We start from the raw sequence: 18352 nt of genomic DNA, 5'->3' as shown, positions 1-18352 counted from the left end.
GCGCTCAACCGTTCAACGCTGGTGAAGGACGACGGCATCAATGTAGTACCACTGGCCGTGCGCCTTGAGGAAGCGGCTGGTTTCGTGTTGGACGCCCCGTTCGCCGTTCTGCCTGAAATGGGCCTTGAACTCCACGGTGCCTTGGTGGTCCAGCGGACCGCCGCGGTGCGTGGAAAGAATGTCCAGCCGCCGCCACTCAATGCCGGGATCCAGTTCAAGCTCCGAGGGCCGGGTATCCGGATGCCACGTGTTCATGAGGTATGCGGCATCCAGGAGGACGAAGGCGGTATAGCGGGAACGCATCAGCTGTTCTGCAGTCGCTGCCTTCGCGGCTGCACTGTGGAAGCGGCCGCAGCAATGGACGTACTGCTCGCCCGAGAGGCACGGGCAGTTGCCCGAATAGGACTGGATGCGAGTCACTGATTCCCCTAAAAGTGTGGTGGTTGCATGCTGTTTCCGACTATAGGCGTCCGGCGGACAGCGCATCCTGTAACAGGTTCAAAACAACACCTGGCGGACCTTGCCATGCGTGCGTGTCGGCAGTAAATAGTCCGTATGGTGGTAAAGGGCAGTTGGCCGCCGGGACTGCAGCGGCATCAGGCGGCTGTTAGGAGGGTGAAGTGGAAGATCCGGCAACAATTGCACTGAACCTGACCTTTTTCGGCACCGTGTTCGTGGCTTTCCTCATGTTTCTTGGGCTGTTCATTGCCTTCATCGTGATGCTGGTGCTCGCCGGGGTGAGCCGCCTGCTCGCGTTGGCCGTCATGGCCCTGTTCGGCAGGTTCCCCAGGAATGAGACCATCGAGGTTGTCCGTCTGCCGGCCCCCGGGCAACAGGCTGCGGTGTCACCCGAAGCCGGGCAGTCTGGGCCGGCCAAGGAACGGCCCGCCAACGCCAGACCTGCCAAGCAACGTACCGCCAAGCAGCCACGCCCGCCCCGGCCAGTGCTGGCACCCCGTGCGGCAGTGGACTGGAAGGCGCTGCTGACCCGGGCGGGACTGCGGGAGGCGCTGCGCAACGCCGTCGCACATCACCCCCTGCTGACGGCGGCGCGGCCTGTGCCCCCGGTCCTGGCCAGGGACTGGGCAGAGGCGGTCGCCGCCGCCGACGCCCGTGCCGTGGCACGGGCCAGGGCTACCGCTCCCGTGCTCGGCAATCCCGTGCCGGAAGCGCCCATTACAGGGGTGGTCGAAGTGGTGAAGGTTGCGCCGCTCGTCAAGACCGCGCTGAACGAGGGTCTGCACGACGGCAGCCGCGCGCCCGTCGTTCAGGTCCCGCCGCAGCCCGCCCGCCTGCCGGGTGCTGCGACGCCGAGCCGCGCGGCTCAGGACGCCGAGGCTCCGAAGCAGGTCCAGCCCGTCAGCTCCTCACTCGCGAAGCCGGCTGAGCCGGCGCGCCCTGAGAAGAAGCCGGCGGACGCCGGGCACATGGCCATTCTGGACACGGGCTCCATGGTCTCGCTCGCCCAGCACACGGAAGCCCGCGTCCGTTCCTGAGGGAAGCCCGTCTTTAGGGAAACCCGTCTTTACGGGTACCCGTGCGGATGAAAGACGCCGCAAATGATGCTCAGGAATCCCTTACCCCGAGCAACCATCTCCGCTAGCGTGAAACCCATGGACTTCAGATACCTCGGAAACAGCGGCTTCAAGATTTCGGAAATCACGTTCGGCAACTGGCTGACGCACGGCTCGCAGGTGGAGAACGACGTCGCCACCCAATGCGTGCGGGCAGCGCTGGATGCCGGCATCAGCACCTTTGACACCGCCGATGTCTACGCCAACACGGCCGCCGAGACCGTGCTGGGTGAAGCGCTGAAAGGCGAACGCCGCCAGTCCGTCGAAATCTTCACCAAGGTCTTCGGTCCCACCGGCCCGAAGGGTAAGAACGACCTCGGGCTGTCCCGCAAGCACATCATGGAATCCATCGACGGCTCGCTTAGCAGGCTGCAGACGGACTACGTGGACCTCTACCAGGCACACCGCTACGACTTCGAGACGCCGCTGGAAGAGACCATGCAGGCGTTCGCGGACATCGTGCGGCAGGGCAAGGCGCTGTACATCGGCGTCAGCGAATGGACGGCGGAGCAGCTACGGAACGGACACGCACTGGCCACGGAGCTGGGATTCCAGCTGATCTCCAACCAGCCGCAGTACTCCATGCTCTGGCGTGTCATCGAAGAAGAGGTGGTCCCGGCCTCGGAGGAGCTGGGCGTCTCCCAGATCGTGTGGTCCCCCATGGCGCAGGGCGTGCTGAGCGGCAAGTACCTGCCCGGCAAGCCGGTGCCGGAGGGCAGCCGCGCGACCGATGACAAGGGCGGAGCCAAGACGATCCAGCGCTGGATGCGCGACGACGTCCTGGCCGCGGTGCAGGAACTGCGGCCGGTGGCCAGGGAAGCCGGCTTGACGATGCCGCAGCTTGCCGTGGCCTGGGTGCTGCAGAACCCGAACGTGGCCTCGGCCATCATCGGCGCGTCCCGTCCGGAGCAGATCGCGGATACTGTGGCGGCTTCCGGAGTCAGGCTCGAGCCGGAAATCATGAAGAAGATCGATGATGCGGTGGGTGCCCTGGCCGAGCGCGATCCGGCCCAGACCAAATCCCCGGCCAAGCGCGAGGCATAGGCAGCTAGGCACCTTGGAATGTGCGCGGGCAGAAATATGGATTGACGGCGTAGCGGACGCGGCGTAAACCTGTGACGGAGGGGGCATGCCCGTCCGCATCGAGCAGAATCGCAATGCCATGTCCAAGCTGACCTACCGTCGCCGCCAATCCACCAGACCCTCCCCGCATTCCGGGGAGCCAACCTACGGGCCACTCACGCCTGAGGAACTGCAGCTCGCGGTGCGGAACCACTCGCTGCCCCTGGAAGCACTCCGTTACGACGTGACGCCGCCCGGGCTGCACTATGTCCTGACGCACTTTGACATTCCGCACATCGATCCCTCGGCGTGGCATCTGAGGATCGGCGGCGCCGTGGAGCGGTCACTGGAACTTGGCATGGGCGCCCTCAGGAGGGACCCGGCCATCAGCGTTCAGGTGACGCTGGAGTGCGCAGGCAACGGACGGTCGCTGCTGAAGCCGAGACCGCTCAGCCAGCCCTGGACGGCCGAGGGCGTCGGCACTGCGGTGTGGACCGGGGTTCCGCTGGCCTACCTGCTCGCTCAGGCAGGCGTCGGGCCCGACGCCGTTGAGGTCGTTTTCACGGGAATGGATGAGGGGATCCAGGGCGGCATCCGGCACCAGTTCGCACGCAGCCTCCCGATCGCAGAGGCGATGCGCGGCGACGTCGTGGTGGCGTACAAGATGAACGGCAGCGAGCTGCCGCCGCAGCACGGTTACCCGCTGCGGCTGGTGGTTCCCGGCTGGTACGGCATGGCCAGCGTCAAGTGGCTGCAGTCCATCCAAGTGGTGACGGCGCCGTTCCTCGGCTTCCAGCAGTCGGTTGCATACCGCTACCAGCACAACGCGGACGACGTTGGCACACCCGTCACGCGCATCAGGGTCCGTTCGCTGATGGTCCCGCCGGGCATTCCCGACTTCTACACGCGGCGACGGCATCTGGCCCGGGGCCCGGTCATGCTGCACGGCCGCGCCTGGTCCGGTGAGGGCGCTGTGACAGGCGTGGAAGTGGGCATCGACGGCAAGTGGGCACCCGCCCAGCTGGACAAGCCGGCGGGTGCGTTCGCTTGGCGCGCCTGGACCTTCCCGTGGGTAGCCGACCCGGGTGAGCACGAGCTGCTGTGTCGGGCCAAGGACGCCACCGGGGCCGTCCAGCCGCTCGAACAGCACTGGAACTACCAGGGCATGGGCAACAACGTGGCCCAGTGCGTCCGCGTCACGGTGGACTAACGGCGTAGTTGCCGTACGTGAACACCACACCGGCTCCACTCTCGGCGGCTTTGGCCACGGTGTACGCCTGTTGCGCGGACGGTGAGGTGAAGATGTTCCCCACGACGGCGCCGTCGGCGAAGCCCGGACCGACGAGCCCGGCGAAGGCCGGATAGTGGCCCGAGCCTCCCCCGGCGAGGACCGCCACCTTGGGTGTCGCCGGCCGACGGCGGCGGGCTGCGCCGCCGGGGACCTGGCGGACCAGTCCGGAGTGAAAATCGCAGAACCCGGCGAGGGCTTCCTCGGCGAAGTCCGCGGGATTGCTGAAGATTCTGGTCACGGCTGACTCTCTAGGCTGGGTCGGAGCCCGGCTGGGCAGGTTGTTCAGTGCTGCTTGTTCAGTGCTGCTTTGCGACGCGACTGCGCTGGGCGGCACTGTCAGTGCATGTGGCTTCCGCCGTTGATGTCGATGGTGGTGCCGGTCAGGTACGCCGAGTCTTCGGAGGACAGGAAGGTGATGACGGCAGCGACTTCTTCGGTGGTGGCGTTGCGGCCCAAGGGAATGCCGGCATTGATGGCGGCTTCCTGCTCCTCGGTGCTGCCGACGCGGATGTTGGTGTCCACGGCGCCCGGGGTGATGGCATTGACGGTCACGCCGGTGTCGCCAAGCTCGCGGGCCAGGGCCTTGGTGAAGCCGAGGATGGCGGCCTTGGCTGAGGAGTAGGGGACCTTGCCGAACACGCCGCCGCCACGCTGGGCGGAGACGGAGGACATGTTCACGATCCGGCCCCAGCCGTTGTCGATCATGTCCGGCAGGAAGGCCTTGGTAACGAGGTACGTGCCGGTGGCGTTGACGTCCATCACCTTGTGCCAGAGCTCAAGGGTGGTCTCCAGGAACGGCAGCGGCGAGGTAATTCCGGCGATGTTGGCAAGGGCGCCGACTGCGGGCAGGCTGCCGGAGCTGACTTCGGTGGCCACGGCCTTGTAGGCGGCGTTTACGGAGTCCTCGTTGGCGACGTCAATCTCGTATCCGAATGCCGGGACGTTGAATTCGTTGCCGATTGCGGCTGCGACCTTCGCGGATTTCTCGCCGTCGAGGTCCAGGATCACCACGCCCCAGCCCAGGCTGGCGTAGCGGCGGGCGGTGTTGAGGCCGATGCCCCGCTCGGAGGTTGCCCCGGTGAGGACGGCGGTGCGCTGACTGGTGGTCATGATGCTCCTTGTAGTACGTGAGGTGTTTTTTGGTGGGATAAAGGTTCAGATGACGTCGGTGATGAAGCTGGCTGCCTTGGCGGCGGCGGCCGGACGTTCGTCATGGGTTACGTCGCGGGTCTCGAGTTCCAGGCTGAAATGACCGGTATAGCCCTGCTCAGCCAGTGAGCGCAGCCCTGCGGCGAAATCAGCCTGGCCGTTGCCTATGCTGAGGTTGATGTTGCCCGGCACGGCGTCGCGGAGGTGGACGTGGGCAATGCGGCCGACGTGGCGCCGCAGGTACTCCTGCGGATCCTCGCCGGCCGCAACGATGTGGCTGAAGTCCATGACGATTCCGACGCCGGAGCCTGCCAGCCGCTGTGCCAGCAGGTCCGCACGGTCCAGGTTCCAGCAAAACCTCAGGAAGTGCAGCGATTCGGTCCAGAGCCCGACGCCGAACTCCGCAGCCCGACGCTCGGCCCGGATCAGCTGGGTAGCTATTTCGTCCAGATCCTCCTCGAGGCTCCGGACCGGTCCATGGCTCAGGCCGCCACAGGGAAGAACCAGTGCTCTGGCTCCGGTTGTGGCCGTCAGGGTAAGCAGTGCCTCAAGGTGACGGTCTCGCGCATCCTGCCCGCCGGCGTCGAGCACTGCGTTAAGATCTCCGATGTCCCCGTTGACGGAGCGGACCCGTAGCCCGGACTCGCCCACGTCCTGGGCTACTGCCGTCACTGCGTCCGCGTCCAGCTCGTAAGGAACGTGATCGCAGACGCCAGGAAGGGCGCCCAGGTCGATCTCCTCGAAACCAAGGCCGACGATGGTCCGCAGGGCGGTGGGCAGGTCCTGGTGCCTAAAGCTGATGGATGAGCACCCAAGTCTGGAATGGAACATCGTCATTGATCCTCTGGTCGCGCCCGGCAGGCGGTAGTGATGGGCACCACAATATCCCCGGCAACTGTTAACAGTCAACTATAGAGGTTGACTGTTGACAGTGAAGATGACCCCGGTCACACTGGACGTATCTTGTTAACAGTCGACAGCGCTGATAGCTCTTCAGCCGCTCTTCGAAAGGGAACCACTATGAGCAACGAAGCTCTGAAAATGCGGGGCCATGTCCATGGCACCAAGGACGCCAAGCGGGTCGCGATCGGCTCTGGCGTCGGCGCCGTCATTGAGACGTATGACTTCATCGGCTTCGGCACCGCGGCCGCGCTGTACTTCGGTACGGCGTTCTTCCCGACCGGCGACCCGGTCACCGGAACGCTGGCCGCATTCGCCACGCTGGGTGTTGGCTTCGCAGCCCGTCCGATCGGCGGCATCATCGGCGGTCACCTGGGCGACAAGGTCGGGCGTAAGCCCGTCCTGGTCACCTCACTCATCCTGATGGGTATCGCCACCTTCTTTATCGGCCTGCTGCCCACGTACGAGCAGGTCGGGCTGCTGGCTCCGGCGCTGCTGGTCTTCGTCCGCATCGTCCAGGGCCTGGCCTTCGGCGCCGAGTGGGGCGGCGCCATCCTGATGAGCTACGAGCACGCACCCTGGAAGTCGAAGGGCAAATACACCGGCATCGTCCAGGCCGGCTTCCCCGTCGGCCTGCTCCTGGCAAACCTGGTCTTCCTGGTCAGCGTGAACCTTGGCGGCGAGCTCGCCTGGCGCGTCCCCTTCCTCGCCAGCATCGTTCTGGTGGTTGTCGGCCTGATCATCCGCTCCAAGGTCCCCGAGTCCCCCGTGTTTGACGAGGTCAAGGACAGTGGCTCGATCGTTAAGAACCCGATCATCGAGGTCATCAAGACGGACTGGCGCAGCATTGTCCGGGGCATCGGCCTGCGCATCGCGGAGACCGCCGGTTACGCCGTCTCCATCACGTACATGATTTCCTACCTTCACACCCAGCAGCTGGCTGACAAGACCGAGACCCTCGTGGCACTCTGCATCGCCTCCGCCGTCGGTATCTTCGCCACCATGGCCTGGGCACGGCTTACCGACAGGATCGGCCGCCGCCCCCTCTACATCTGGTCCTGCCTTTTTGCCGCACTGTTCGGCATCCCCATGTTCCTGCTCGTGAACACCGGAATGTTCATCTTCGTCATCGCCACCATTGTCATCTCCTACGCCGTCTGCCAGAACTCCCTCGCCGGAACCCAGGGCCCGTGGTTCCCCGAACTGTTCCAGGCCAAGACCCGCTCCTCCGGAGCCTCCCTCGCCTACCAGATCTCCGCCATGGTCTCCGGCTTCACCCCCTTCATCACCACCCTGCTGTTCGTGTCACTGGGCTGGATGGGCCCGGCCCTGCTCTTCAGCTTCTACGCAGCCATCGGCCTCTGGGCGGCCCTGGTCACCCGGGAAACCTGGGGCAAGCGCGAACGCCAGCTCGCTGACGAAGCCACCAAAAGCACCCCTGTACCCGCAGGCGTATAGAACGCATCCCGAAGCGGGCCCCTCGAAGGCACCGCCCACAACGCATCCACCACTTTCGAAAGGCAGAACTGTGGTCCTCACACAGGAAACAACGTCCACGGGCACGGCGCCTGAACTAAGCGCAGAACGCCTCGAGCGGGTCAGTGCCGCCGCCTACCGCATCCGGCACCACGCCCTGAACATGGGCGAAGTCCAGGGCCAGGGGTATGTGGGCCAGGCCCTCGGGGCAGCGGACATGTTCGCCGCGGTCTACGCCGACCAGCTCCGCTACAAGGCCCAGGACCCGCACTGGGAAGCCCGGGACCGGTTCCTTCTCTCCACCGGCCACTACGCCATCGGCCACTACGCAGCCCTCGCCGAGGCCGGCGTCGTCCCGGTCCAGGAACTCGAAACCTACGGCTCCGATGATTCCCGGCTGCCCATGTCCGGCATGTCCACCTATACCCCCGGCATGGAAATCTCCGGCGGCTCCCTGGGCCACGGACTGACCATCGCCGTGGGCATGGCCCTGGGCCTGCGCTACCAGGGCTCCAACGCCCGGGTCTATAACTTCCTCTCCGACGGGGAACTGGACGAAGGCTCCACTTGGGAAGCGGCCATGGGCGCCCACCACCACCAGCTCGGGAACCTCACCGCCATGGTGGACATCAACGCCCTGCAGGCCGACGGCAAAACGGACACCGTGCTGCGGACCGAGCCGGTCACCGAGAAATGGGAATCCTTCGGCTGGTACACCCAGCGGGTGGACGGGAACAATATGGGCGCGCTGCTGGCCGCGTTCGACAACGCCGCCGCGCAGGCCGCCGCCAAGGGACGTCCCTCCGTGATCCTCTGCGACACCAAGGTCGGCCGCGGCGTGCCGCTGCTGGAAGAACGCGAGAAGGCGCACTTCATGCGCATCGAAGAACACGAATGGCAGAGCTGCCGCGAGCAGCTGACCGCAGGATACGAAGGAAAGGCTGCCCGATGAGCACCACCACCGCAGTGAAGGGTACCGCCCCCAAGCTCAAAACCTCCGCCATGATCGCCTCCTTCGCCGATCCCGGCCAGAAAACCGCCCCGGCGCCGTTCGGGCACGCCCTCGTCAAAGCTGCGCAGGACAACGACAAAATCGTCGGCCTCACCGCGGACCTGGGCAAGTACACCGACATGCACATCTTCGCCAAGGCCTTCCCGGAACGCTTCTTCCAGATGGGCATGGCCGAACAGCTGCTCTTCGGCGCAGCGGCCGGCCTCGCCGAAACCGGCCTGGTGCCTTTCGCCTCCACCTACTCCGTGTTCGCCGCGCGCCGCGCCTATGACTTCCTCTGCCTCGACGCCGCCGAACCCAACCTGAACGTCAACATCGTCGGCGGCCTGCCCGGGCTCACCACCGGCTACGGTCCCAGCCACCAGGCCACCGAGGACATGGCGATCTTCCGGGGCATGCCCAACCTGACCATCGTTGATCCCTGTGACTCCCTGGATATCGAGCAGGCCGTCCCGCAGCTCGCCGCCAGCGACGGACCCACCTACCTGCGGCTGCTGCGCGGCAACGTCCCCACCGTCCTGGACGAATACGATTACACCTTCGAACTCGGCAAAGCCAAGGTCCTCCGGGGCGGCAACGACGTCGTGTTTATCTCCTCCGGACTCATGACCATGCGGGCCCTGCAGGCAGCCAAAGCCCTGGCCGAACACAACGTGGACGTCGCCGTCGTCCACACCCCCACCATCAAACCCTTCGACGCCGCCACAGTCCTGGCCGAAATCAACACCGACAGGCTCGCGGTGACTTTGGAGAACCACAGCGTGGTGGGCGGCCTGTTCGAAACCGTCGCCTCCACTGTGGTCACCGCCGGCCTGGGAAAGCGTGTGGTACCCGTGGCGCTGCCGGACCAGTTCCTGGACGCCGGCGCCCTGCCCACCCTCCACGAACGCTACGGCCTCACCGTCCAACGGATCGTGGCCAAGGTCCTCGCCGAACTCAGCTGAGCAGCTGCAGAGGGTGCGGGCGGCACCTGCAGCCCGCACCTCTGCCGTGGCATCATTGTTAACATCGAGACTGTAAACAGTCGACCTTTGAGTTTGGGAGATCATCCGATGGCCGCGACGACAGCGTCCCTCCTGGGACTGCAAAAGAAGAGCCTTCGCGAGCAGGCCCTGGCCGCACTGCGCGCCGCCATCACCAGCGGCGCCTTGGAGCCCGGCCGCCATTTGGTGGAGACCGAACTTTCCGAGATGCTGCAGATCAGTCGCGGAACCCTTCGCGAGGCCCTGCGCCAGCTCGAGCAGGAAGGCCTTGTGTCCCCAGGTCCCCGCGGGCGGCTGTCGGTCCGGCACCTGGACGCCAAGGAAATCCGCGACATCTACTCAGTCCGGGCTGCGCTGGAATCCCTGGCCGCCCGTACCCTCTGCGAGCTTCCTGACCGCCAGCGCGTCATCGATTCGCTCCGGTCGGCCATCCAGGCGATGGAAGAGGCCACCCACGGCAGCCTCGAGGAGCGTGTGGAATCCGACCTCGAATTCCATCGCACCATGTGCCGGCTCACCGGCAATGAGACGCTGCTCCACTCGTGGGAGTCGCTGGAGGGGTCCATCCGGATGTCGATCATGTTCGCCGGGCTGGAAAAGGGCGTCAAGAACATGAGCGTGGCCCGCCATCACGACATTGTGGCCGCCATCGAAACGGGCGACGCGTCCCTTGCCCGCAAAACCATCCGCGAACACATGGACACTGCAGCAGCCGTCCTGGTGGCGTAGGCCTCCATCCAGTCTGGACCGCCTGGACCGTCAGTCGTCCGTTTAGCCCTTCGCCCAGGTGGGTACGGGAAGCTGTGCACGGCCCGGACAACCTGATATCCCGGAAGGTGGTGAACCGTGAATCGCCGCACATCTGCCCAATGGGCAACAGGACCAGCGTCCGAGGATTCCGCCATTGACGTCCTCATCCCTACCTGCAACAGGACGGCCGAACTCGCCGTCACGCTCGCTGGCCTCGCAGCGCAGGACAGCCCGGCATTCCGCGTCGTTGTCAGCGACCAGTCAGACGGATCGCCCGCCTGGGACCTGGCGCCGGTCCCGGCCATGGTCCGGCTGCTCAGGGCGCAGGGCACGGAAGTCGAACTGCTCCAGCATCTGCCGCGGCGGGGCATGGCAGAACAGCGCCAGTTCCTCCTTGACCATGCCCGCGCGGACAAAGTGCTCTTCTTGGACGACGACGTGTGGCTGGAGCCCGGTGCTCTGGCCAGGATGAGCGAGGCCCTGGACCAGCTCGGCTGCGGCTTCGTGGGGATGGCACCCCAGGGCCTCTCCTACCTTTCCGACCGCAGGCCTCAGCAGACCGAGGTATTTGAGCCCTGGGAGGGGACGGTCAGGCCGGAACGGATCCGGCCGGATGAGCCCGCCTTCCAGCGGTGGCCCCTGCACAGTGCAGCCAACTTGACCCATGTGAGTGCTGACCTGCACCTGGAGCCCGGGCGGTGGCTGCCCTACAAGATTGCGTGGCTGGGCGGCTGCACGATGTTCCGGCGCCAGGCGCTGGAGGAAACCGGCGGCTTCCGCTTCTGGGAGCAGCTGCCGCCCGAGCACTGCGGCGAGGACGTAGTGGCCCAGTGGCGGGTCATGGAATCCTTTGGCGGCGCCGGAATCCTTCCTGCAGGTGCAGTGCACCTCGAGTCTCCGACCACGGTTCAGGACCGCCGGGTGGAGGCCTTCGAAGTAGTCCTCTCCGATACCCCGCATGAAAACGGCCTAACCCATCATTAAGGAAAGGAACTGACATGAGCGAGACCCCCAACCCGATCCAGATCCAGAAATTCCTCGGCGGCATCGATTACCCGGCCACCCGCGACACGCTCGTCGAACGTGCTCAGGAATCCGGCGCCGACGGCAATGTGATCAGCGCCCTTGAGAACCTTCCAGACAAGGAATACGACAGCCCGACGGCGGTCAGTTCCGCCATCTCGGATTCCTAGCCCCTGAGCAATCCGGCCTTGCCGACATGGAACGTCCCGCTCCTGCCTGCGGGGCGTTCCGTAAGGGCGCTATTATCGGCGCCACCGACCCCGGCGGTGGGAATATACTCGGCAGAAGCATGAGCAGTCTTCCTTCAGCCCCAGCAACCGTCCGGATAGATGCCTGGCTGTGGGCAATCCGTGCCTACAAAACCCGGTCTGCGGCTACCGCCGCCTGCCGGGCAGGGCATGTCCGGCTGAACGGCAACCCGGCCAAGGCCTCCCAGTCCGTCGTGCCTGGAGACACGGTCCGTGTACGGCAGCCGGGCTACGAGCGGATCCTCGAAGTGCGCCGGCTGATCGCCAAGAGAGTGGGCGCCGAGGCCGCTTCACACTGCTTCACCGACCACACACCTCCGCGCCCGGTCCCTGCCGAGCTCGGCCTGCCGCTGCGGGACCGCGGTGCCGGCCGGCCCACCAAGAAGGACCGGCGGGAAATGGAACGGCTTCGCAGGAGTTAGGTAACCTGTCCTGAACCGACGGGAGGTCCGCCGCCAGGCCTATTCCTTGATCTGCTCCCGCCCCTCCCGCACTTCGAATTCCCCCACTTCCAGCTCGGCGGCTCCGAAAGCCGCAGGAACCAAGGTGAGGTGGACGGCGCCGGCCGATGTGGCTTTGTGCCCGGCCAGGGTGTAAGCGGAGGGCATGGCGCCGCCGTCGAAGAGCCGTTTCCCTTGACCCAGCACCAAGGGAAAGACAAGGATCCGGTATTCGTCCACGAGCCCTGCGTCATGCAGCGCCCGGGCAAGGCGGTGGCTGCCATGCACTTGCAGCTCCCGGCCCGGCCCGGACTTGAGGTCATCAATCGCCTCGAGGAAGTTGCCGGAGAGGACGCTGGTGTTGCTCCACGTCGGGTTGCTGATGGTGTTTGAGACCACGTACTTAGGCAGTGAGTTCAGGGCGGCGGCCACGGCGTCGTCCGGGTCGGTGACCTGCTCCCAGTAGGGCTGAAACATCTGGTACGTCGTGCGGCCAAGCAGGATTGCGTCGGCCGCAGCGAACCAGCCGTCGACGAGGCGGCCAAAATCGTCATCCACGTACGGGACCAGCCAACCGCCGAATTCGAACCCGCCGCTGGTGTCCTCCTCCCTGCCGCCGGGACCCTGCATGACGCCGTCGAGGGTCACGAACGTATGGACGGTGAGTTTCATGATTGGCCTTTCGATGCGTCGGCACGCCCAGTGCCGACCGGGTTGGCTGGCGGGGCCCCGGTGCGCCGCCTCTTGGTCTGCTCGCCCTTTACAGGCTGGGTTCGCAGGGGCTCTCCTTTGAGCGGATAGCTCTTGCGGGTGTGGTCCAGGGCTGCGGGTGCATGGCCGCCATTGGTATTGCTGCCATGCGGGTGCGGCGGATCCAGGATCCGCAGCGGGCACAGCAGCCCCTTGTTGCCGGACGAGACGGCGAGATTGTTGAGCTGGACGGGGTCGTGAAGAACGTTGACGGCTTCGGTTGCAGCCCTCGCATGGGTGAGGTCAATGACGATTTCCCGGCCGGGCAGCAAGGCACTGGTCCTGCGCGCGATGACGTACAGTGCGCGCAGGTTGGCCACCGTCAGCGTACCGCGCACCTCGATGCTGGCGGTCTGCAGGCGCTCATCGATGTGAACGTGGATCTTAAGCCGGTGCTGGATAACGTTGCGGTCCACGGACGTCACACCCTGGCCGATTGCGATGGAAGGTCACGATGACCGACGAGGGTACTGTGCATAACGGCTGGATCCCCATTTCCTGCTGCTGGACGGGAAACGGCCCGGGCGGCCACGCCATTCCCCAACTATGGCGAGACCGGTCATCAACGGACCGCGGCCCCTCCCCCGACTTCTTTGTCGGAACCGCGTCCGTGTCCAGAATGCATGATTGCGCCGTTGCTGGGAAGAGGTGCCCTTAAATGTTGCAGGCCCGGGTCCGCCCCTAGCCTGTTCCTACTGCTTTACGATGCTCCCACCTCCATCGGGCACCGACCTGGTGCTGGCCTCCGCCAGGCAGCCCAAGTCGGCCGCGGTCACTGCTGGGCGCCAGGGCGGTGCTGGTGCTCGGCTCGGATGCCCGTTGCCGCGATGCTCGTGGCGGGCAGGTTTAGGCACCGCGCCCGGCGATGTAGCTCACGGACCGGGGAAGCGGATGGCTGTGTGCGGGGCTGGGCGACAGTGCCGCCTGTACACCTGGTGGTGCCAGTCGTAGAGTTAAATTTCTCCTTTAATGGAGTCTAGAAAGTCCTCAGGCCGACTGCATGGCCGGAACGAAAACCGCTGCAGCAGAACGGCGGCCAGGAAGCACCCCGCGGAAAGCGCCACCCATGGCCTCAACGCAGAAGCAGCTTATCCAAAAAGCATCGGCAGTCAGAACAGCGGGCACCGGCGCCACACATTCCACAGATGACCAGCGGATCCACAACCGCAGGTCAGTGTCCAGCCCTGTTCGCGCGGCCTAGCATGTCCTTCATATCCAATGGACACAGGCCAGGGGACCCGCGGCCGCCCAAGCCGCACCGCCTCCGCTGCGAAGAATGCGGCACCGAGCACAACCTGGCCATCCGGGCAATAACGGCATTGGCAGCCGGTGACGGCGACTTGGTCACGGTCGCCTACACCTGCATGGACTGCCTGCACTTTCATGAACATACCGCGTACATGGGCGACGTCACGGCAGCTTTGCGGCAAGTGCTCTGGACCCCGGACGTACTCATTTTCGGTGAGGAGTACATCCACTGCGGCTGCCCCATGGAGATAACCGGCCACGAGCTCGAGGTGCTGCATTACTGGTTCAGCAACGGCCCTTTTCCCGGCCGGCTGCGCAGCGTCTTGCTCCCCGTTCAGATGCTGGACTGCACCTGCGGCTTCCGGCTGGAAATTCCGGAGTGAGATGGAAGTCCACTGGCACCGGTGCTTATCGTTGCCTCACAACGCGTGAACCGAAAGCCAAGGCCGGAAGGGAACCGTACTCATGGTGAAAATAGCAGTGGTCGTCGGCAGCACACGGCCCCAGCGCCGCAGCAAACAAGTTGCCGACTGGGTGCTTTCAAGGGCTTCTGCCCGGGGCGGTGCAGAGTTCGAAATGCTCGACCTCGCAGATTATGACCTTCCGCTGCTGGATGAACCAATGCCGCCTTCTATGGGGAATTACACGCAACCGCATACGAAAGTCTGGGCCGGGGCCGTCTCAAGGTTCGACGGTTTTATCTTCGTGACGGCCGAATATAACCACTCCGTTCCCGGTGCTTTGAAAAATGCTTTGGATTACCTCTACGCGGAATGGAACAACAAGGCTGCGGGGTTTGTCAGTTACGGCAGCGCCGGCGGGGTGCGTGCTGTCGAGAACCTCCGGCTGATCACTGCCGAACTACAAATGGCCGGAGTGCGCGCTCAGGTGGCGTTGCCCTTCACCACCGAATTCGAGAATTTCACCACCTTCACCCCGAGTGAAAGCGCCGAAGAAGCTTTGGAGCCGCTCCTGGAGCAGCTCATCTCCTGGTCGACGGCGCTCAAGACGACACGCCTCTGAGCTGGGAAACGGCGGCCGGATATGTCCCCACCATCGCTGTTCGAGGTTGTCGAAGCTGTAAAGGTCAATGCCTGCAGGAGGCGGACGCGCGGCGGAGAGCTTGGAGATAAGGGACTCGGAAGAGTAGCTCCCTGAGGTCAGGAGCCTGCGGGAGAGTGGGTTCAGTGTGGTCTTGGTCACGGGCAGGTGTCAAAGCGAGACCTGTGTGCAGGTGTCCTGGCCGGTTCGAATCGAATGCTTCAAGAGCCGTCTACGGCCTCGATTTGGCCTCCGAGAAAATCTCCGGTAAGTTGTGAGCCGAATCACCACATTTTTATAGCCTTTCGAGCCGTGGCGGGAGAGTCCTCCCAGTCATTCACCGGGCAGGCGCCGTAGGAGCAAATCCTCCCCAGGAATCTCTCAGGCCCATGTACCGCTGCGGCGAGGCAACTCTGGAAAGCAGTCAGGCGACGTCCTGGCTCACCGACGGTGCAAGCGGAAGACCATCTCCGCGGAATCTCTCAGGTCCAATACAGAGCGGGGAGGAACCCAACCGACGCCGCGCCCCTCAGGGCCGGCCAGACCTGGAGTTCCTCATGACGATTCAATCGCTTCCGTCAACTTTTGCCGACCGGCACATCGGTGCCCGGCGCCAGGCCGACGTTGACATCATGCTCAAGAGCATCGGTTACGACTCGGTCGATGGCCTCGTTGAAACGGCCGTCCCGGCCTCCATCCGCCAAGAGAACGCCCTGCAACTCACCGCCGCGCTCAGCGAAGTCGAGGTCCTCGCCGAGCTCCGCAGGCTGGCCGCGAAGAACAAGACCGCGGTTCAGATGATCGGTCAGGGCTACTACGACACCGTGACGCCTCCGGTGATCCGCCGCAACATCCTGGAGTCCCCTGCGTGGTACACGGCCTACACCCCGTACCAGCCGGAGATCTCCCAGGGCCGCCTTGAGGCGCTGCTGAACTTCCAGACCATGGTCCAGGACCTCGTTGGCCTGCCAATCGCCAATGCCTCGCTGCTGGATGAAGCAACGGCGGTGGCCGAGGCGGTGCTGCTGATGCGCCGGGCCAACAAGAACAAGCAAGCCCGCGAGGGCAAGACCGTCCTGGACGCTGACTGCCTGCCGCAGACCATCGCCATCGTCAAGGGTCGCGCCGAGGCGCTGGGCTTCGAGGTCGAGGTCGCGGATTTGTCCTACGGACTGCCTGACGGTGACATCAACGGCGTCGTCCTGCAGCAGCCCGGAGTCTCCGGCCGGGTCTGGGACCAGTCCCCCGTGATTGCCGCCGCCAAGGAACGTGGTGCCCTGGTCACGGTCTCAGCTGACCTGCTGGCCCTGACCCTGATCACGCCTCCCGGCGAGCAGGGCGCGGATATCGCCGTCGGGTCCGCGCAGCGGCTGGGTGTGCCGCTGTTCTTCGGCGGACCCCACGCCGCCTACATGGCCGTGCGCACCGGCATGGAGCGCACGCTCCCCGGCCGCATCGTCGGCGTCTCCAAGGACAACGCCGGTGCCACCGCTTACCGGCTGGCGCTGCAGACCCGGGAGCAGCACATCCGCCGTGAAAAGGCGACGTCCAACATCTGCACCGCGCAGGCGCTGCTGGCCATCGTGTCCTCCTTTTACGCCGTCTACCACGGCCCTGACGGCCTCAAGGCGATCGCTGAGACGGTCCACAACAACACGCGCGTCCTGGCCGCCGCCCTGAAAACGGCAGGCCGCGAACTGGTCAGCGAGTCCTTTTTCGATACCCTCACCGTGCGCGTCCCGGGCAAGGCCCGCAGGGTCATCACCGCCGCGGAAGCCCTCGGCATCAATCTGCGCTTCGTTGACGAGGACACCGTGGGCGTCTCCGTTGATGAGACCACGACGCCGGCAACCCTGTCCGCTGTTGCCGTCGCCTTCGGCGCCGGGCCCGTGCGTGACGCAGCAGGCTTTGACCTGCCCAAGTCCGTCCTGCGCACCTCCGGTTACCTGGAGCATCCGGTGTTCAATACGCACCGGTCCGAGACGCAGCTGCTGCGTTATATCCGGCGGTTGTCGGACCGTGACCTGGCGCTGGACCGCACGATGATTCCGTTGGGGTCCTGCACGATGAAGCTGAATGCGACGGCCGAGATGGAGGCCATTTCCTGGCCGGAGTTCGCCTCGATTCACCCGTTCGCGCCGGATTCCCAGACGGCGGGCTGGCGTGAGCTGATCGCTGATCTGGAGGCGCAGCTGACCGAGATCACCGGCTATGACCAGGTCTCGATCCAGCCCAATGCCGGGTCCCAGGGTGAGCTGGCGGGTCTGCTGGCGATCCGCGGTTACCACCGGTCCCGTGGCGAGGGACAGCGGAACATTTGCCTGATTCCGGCCTCGGCGCACGGCACGAACGCTGCCTCGGCGGTGCTGGCGGGCATGAAGGTCGTGGTGGTGGCCACCGCGGCGGACGGCACCATTGACCACGCGGACCTGTACGCGAAGATCGAGGCGCACAAGGACGCGCTGTCGTGCATCATGATCACCTACCCCTCCACCCACGGGGTGTACGACGGGGACGTCCGTGAGGTCTGCGACGCGGTGCACGCCGCGGGCGGGCAGGTCTACGTTGACGGCGCGAACCTTAACGCCCTGGTGGGGCTGGCCCAGCCGGGCAAGTTCGGCGGGGACGTGTCGCACCTGAACCTGCACAAGACCTTCTGCATCCCGCACGGCGGTGGCGGGCCCGGCGTCGGCCCGGTCGCGGCCAAGGCGCACCTGGCACCGTTCATGCCCGGCAACGCGGCGTCCTGGAGTGAGGGTGATGACGTGCCGATCTCGGCCTCGCGCTTCGGCTCCGCCGGGGTGCTGCCGATCTCCTGGGCGTACGTGAAGCTGATGGGCGGGGACGGGCTGACCGAGGCCACGAAGTCGGCGCTGCTCGCGGCGAACTACGTCGCTGCGCGCCTGGATGAGCACTTCCCGGTGCTGTACACCGGTGAGGGCGGCCTGGTGGCGCACGAGTGCATCCTGGACCTGCGCGAACTCACGGCCCGGACCGGTGTCACGGCCGAGGACGTGGCCAAGCGCCTGATCGACTACGGCTTCCACGCCCCCACCCTGGCGTTCCCGGTGGCCGGGACCCTGATGGTGGAGCCGACCGAGTCCGAGGACCTGGCCGAGATCGACCGGTTCATCGAGGCCATGGTTTCCATCCGCCGCGAGATCGACCAGGTCGCCAACGGTGACTTCACTGTGGAGAACAGCCCGCTGCGTAACGCCCCGCACACCGCGGCCGCGGTCATCAGCTCCGACTGGAACCGTGACTACCCCCGCGAGCAGGCCGTGTTCCCCGTGCACTCCCTCAAGCAGGACAAGTACTTCGCGCCCGTGGGCCGCATCGACGGCGCAGCCGGGGACCGGAACCTGGTCTGTTCCTGCCCGCCGCTTTCCGAATTTGAGAGCTAAG

18 protein-coding genes, 1 pseudogene and 2 riboswitches are annotated in these 18352 nt (G+C 65.3%); of the genes and pseudogenes, 13 read left to right on the top strand and 6 right to left on the bottom strand.

The features are described from left to right. Positions 1 to 12: 12 nt before the first annotated feature. Positions 13 to 420 carry a YchJ family protein gene (locus tag M1E01_RS00985; RefSeq protein WP_457973268.1) on the bottom strand — a complete coding sequence of 136 codons (408 nt, stop codon included), beginning with the start codon at positions 418 to 420 and terminating at the stop codon, positions 13 to 15. Between the two features lie 200 nt (positions 421 to 620). On the opposite strand from M1E01_RS00985, the gene M1E01_RS00980 reads away from it, so the two are divergent. From M1E01_RS00980 to M1E01_RS00970, 3 genes are all read left to right on the top strand, one after another. Next, positions 621 to 1496 (top strand): hypothetical protein, encoded by an 876-nt coding sequence (locus M1E01_RS00980; protein ID WP_457973267.1) that lies wholly within the window; start codon positions 621 to 623, stop codon positions 1494 to 1496. A gap of 117 nt (positions 1497 to 1613) precedes the next feature. Further along, positions 1614 to 2618: an aldo/keto reductase family protein gene (locus M1E01_RS00975; RefSeq protein ID WP_457973266.1), complete on the top strand. Its 1005-nt coding sequence runs from the start codon at positions 1614 to 1616 to the stop codon at positions 2616 to 2618. A 118-nt stretch (positions 2619 to 2736) separates the two neighbouring features. Continuing rightward, entirely contained in the window at positions 2737 to 3846 is a 1110-nt protein-coding gene (locus tag M1E01_RS00970; RefSeq protein ID WP_457974820.1) for a sulfite oxidase, read from the top strand. A 1-nt stretch (position 3847) separates the two neighbouring features. Here the strand turns inward: M1E01_RS00970 and M1E01_RS00965 are convergent. From M1E01_RS00965 to M1E01_RS00955, 3 genes and pseudogenes are all read right to left on the bottom strand, one after another. After that, a pseudogene (locus M1E01_RS00965) lies at positions 3848 to 4165 on the bottom strand (dihydroxyacetone kinase subunit DhaK); the annotation flags it as partial. A gap of 98 nt (positions 4166 to 4263) precedes the next feature. Next, positions 4264 to 5037 (bottom strand): SDR family NAD(P)-dependent oxidoreductase, encoded by a 774-nt coding sequence (locus M1E01_RS00960; RefSeq protein ID WP_457973265.1) that lies wholly within the window; start codon positions 5035 to 5037, stop codon positions 4264 to 4266. 45 nt (positions 5038 to 5082) lie between these two features. Continuing rightward, entirely contained in the window at positions 5083 to 5907 is an 825-nt protein-coding gene (locus M1E01_RS00955; protein WP_457974819.1) for a sugar phosphate isomerase/epimerase family protein, read from the bottom strand. Between the two features lie 189 nt (positions 5908 to 6096). Between M1E01_RS00955 and M1E01_RS00950 the strand changes: the two genes are divergently transcribed. From M1E01_RS00950 to M1E01_RS00920, 7 genes are all read left to right on the top strand, one after another. Next, the gene (locus M1E01_RS00950) at positions 6097 to 7434 is read left to right on the top strand and encodes an MFS transporter (protein ID WP_457973264.1); all 1338 of its coding nucleotides are present in this window, start codon (positions 6097 to 6099) and stop codon (positions 7432 to 7434) included. Between the two features lie 70 nt (positions 7435 to 7504). Beyond that, a complete protein-coding gene (locus M1E01_RS00945) occupies positions 7505 to 8404 on the top strand; it encodes a transketolase (protein WP_457973263.1) in 900 nt (299 codons plus the stop codon). Then, positions 8401 to 9408: a transketolase family protein gene (locus M1E01_RS00940; protein WP_457973262.1), complete on the top strand. Its 1008-nt coding sequence runs from the start codon at positions 8401 to 8403 to the stop codon at positions 9406 to 9408. The genes M1E01_RS00945 and M1E01_RS00940 overlap by 4 nt, the downstream gene beginning before the upstream one ends. A gap of 108 nt (positions 9409 to 9516) precedes the next feature. Beyond that, positions 9517 to 10176 (top strand): GntR family transcriptional regulator, encoded by a 660-nt coding sequence (locus M1E01_RS00935; protein ID WP_457973261.1) that lies wholly within the window; start codon positions 9517 to 9519, stop codon positions 10174 to 10176. Positions 10177 to 10293: 117 nt separating this feature from the next. Further along, positions 10294 to 11181: a glycosyltransferase family 2 protein gene (locus M1E01_RS00930; RefSeq protein ID WP_457973260.1), complete on the top strand. Its 888-nt coding sequence runs from the start codon at positions 10294 to 10296 to the stop codon at positions 11179 to 11181. 14 nt (positions 11182 to 11195) lie between these two features. Then, a complete protein-coding gene (locus M1E01_RS00925) occupies positions 11196 to 11390 on the top strand; it encodes a DUF2795 domain-containing protein (protein ID WP_457973259.1) in 195 nt (64 codons plus the stop codon). A 119-nt stretch (positions 11391 to 11509) separates the two neighbouring features. Beyond that, positions 11510 to 11890: an RNA-binding S4 domain-containing protein gene (locus tag M1E01_RS00920; protein ID WP_457973258.1), complete on the top strand. Its 381-nt coding sequence runs from the start codon at positions 11510 to 11512 to the stop codon at positions 11888 to 11890. A gap of 39 nt (positions 11891 to 11929) precedes the next feature. Here the strand turns inward: M1E01_RS00920 and M1E01_RS00915 are convergent, their stop codons facing one another. Next, the gene (locus M1E01_RS00915; RefSeq protein WP_457973257.1) at positions 11930 to 12580 is read right to left on the bottom strand and encodes a dihydrofolate reductase family protein; all 651 of its coding nucleotides are present in this window, start codon (positions 12578 to 12580) and stop codon (positions 11930 to 11932) included. Then, the gene (locus M1E01_RS00910) at positions 12577 to 13074 is read right to left on the bottom strand and encodes a hypothetical protein (RefSeq protein WP_457973256.1); all 498 of its coding nucleotides are present in this window, start codon (positions 13072 to 13074) and stop codon (positions 12577 to 12579) included. The genes M1E01_RS00915 and M1E01_RS00910 overlap by 4 nt, the downstream gene beginning before the upstream one ends. A 786-nt stretch (positions 13075 to 13860) precedes the next feature. On the opposite strand from M1E01_RS00910, the gene M1E01_RS00905 reads away from it, so the two are divergent. From M1E01_RS00905 to gcvP, 3 genes are all read left to right on the top strand, one after another. Next, positions 13861 to 14289, top strand: coding sequence for a hypothetical protein (locus M1E01_RS00905; RefSeq protein WP_457973255.1), 429 nt, complete (start codon positions 13861 to 13863; stop codon positions 14287 to 14289). Positions 14290 to 14386: 97 nt separating this feature from the next. After that, positions 14387 to 14929: an NADPH-dependent FMN reductase gene (locus M1E01_RS00900; RefSeq protein ID WP_457973254.1), complete on the top strand. Its 543-nt coding sequence runs from the start codon at positions 14387 to 14389 to the stop codon at positions 14927 to 14929. Positions 14930 to 15253: 324 nt separating this feature from the next. Next, positions 15254 to 15354, top strand: a riboswitch (glycine riboswitch). Continuing rightward, positions 15355 to 15454: riboswitch (glycine riboswitch) on the top strand. A 50-nt stretch (positions 15455 to 15504) separates the two neighbouring features. Further along, positions 15505 to 18351, top strand: a complete 2847-nt coding sequence (gcvP, locus tag M1E01_RS00895; RefSeq protein ID WP_457973253.1) for an aminomethyl-transferring glycine dehydrogenase — start codon at positions 15505 to 15507, stop codon at positions 18349 to 18351. Position 18352 lies beyond the last annotated feature (1 nt).

The sequence above is a fragment of the Arthrobacter sp. D1-17 genome (assembly GCF_054130535.1).
The sequence above is the reverse complement of the archived record's forward strand: the minus strand, read 5'-3'. Positions and strand labels throughout refer to the sequence as shown.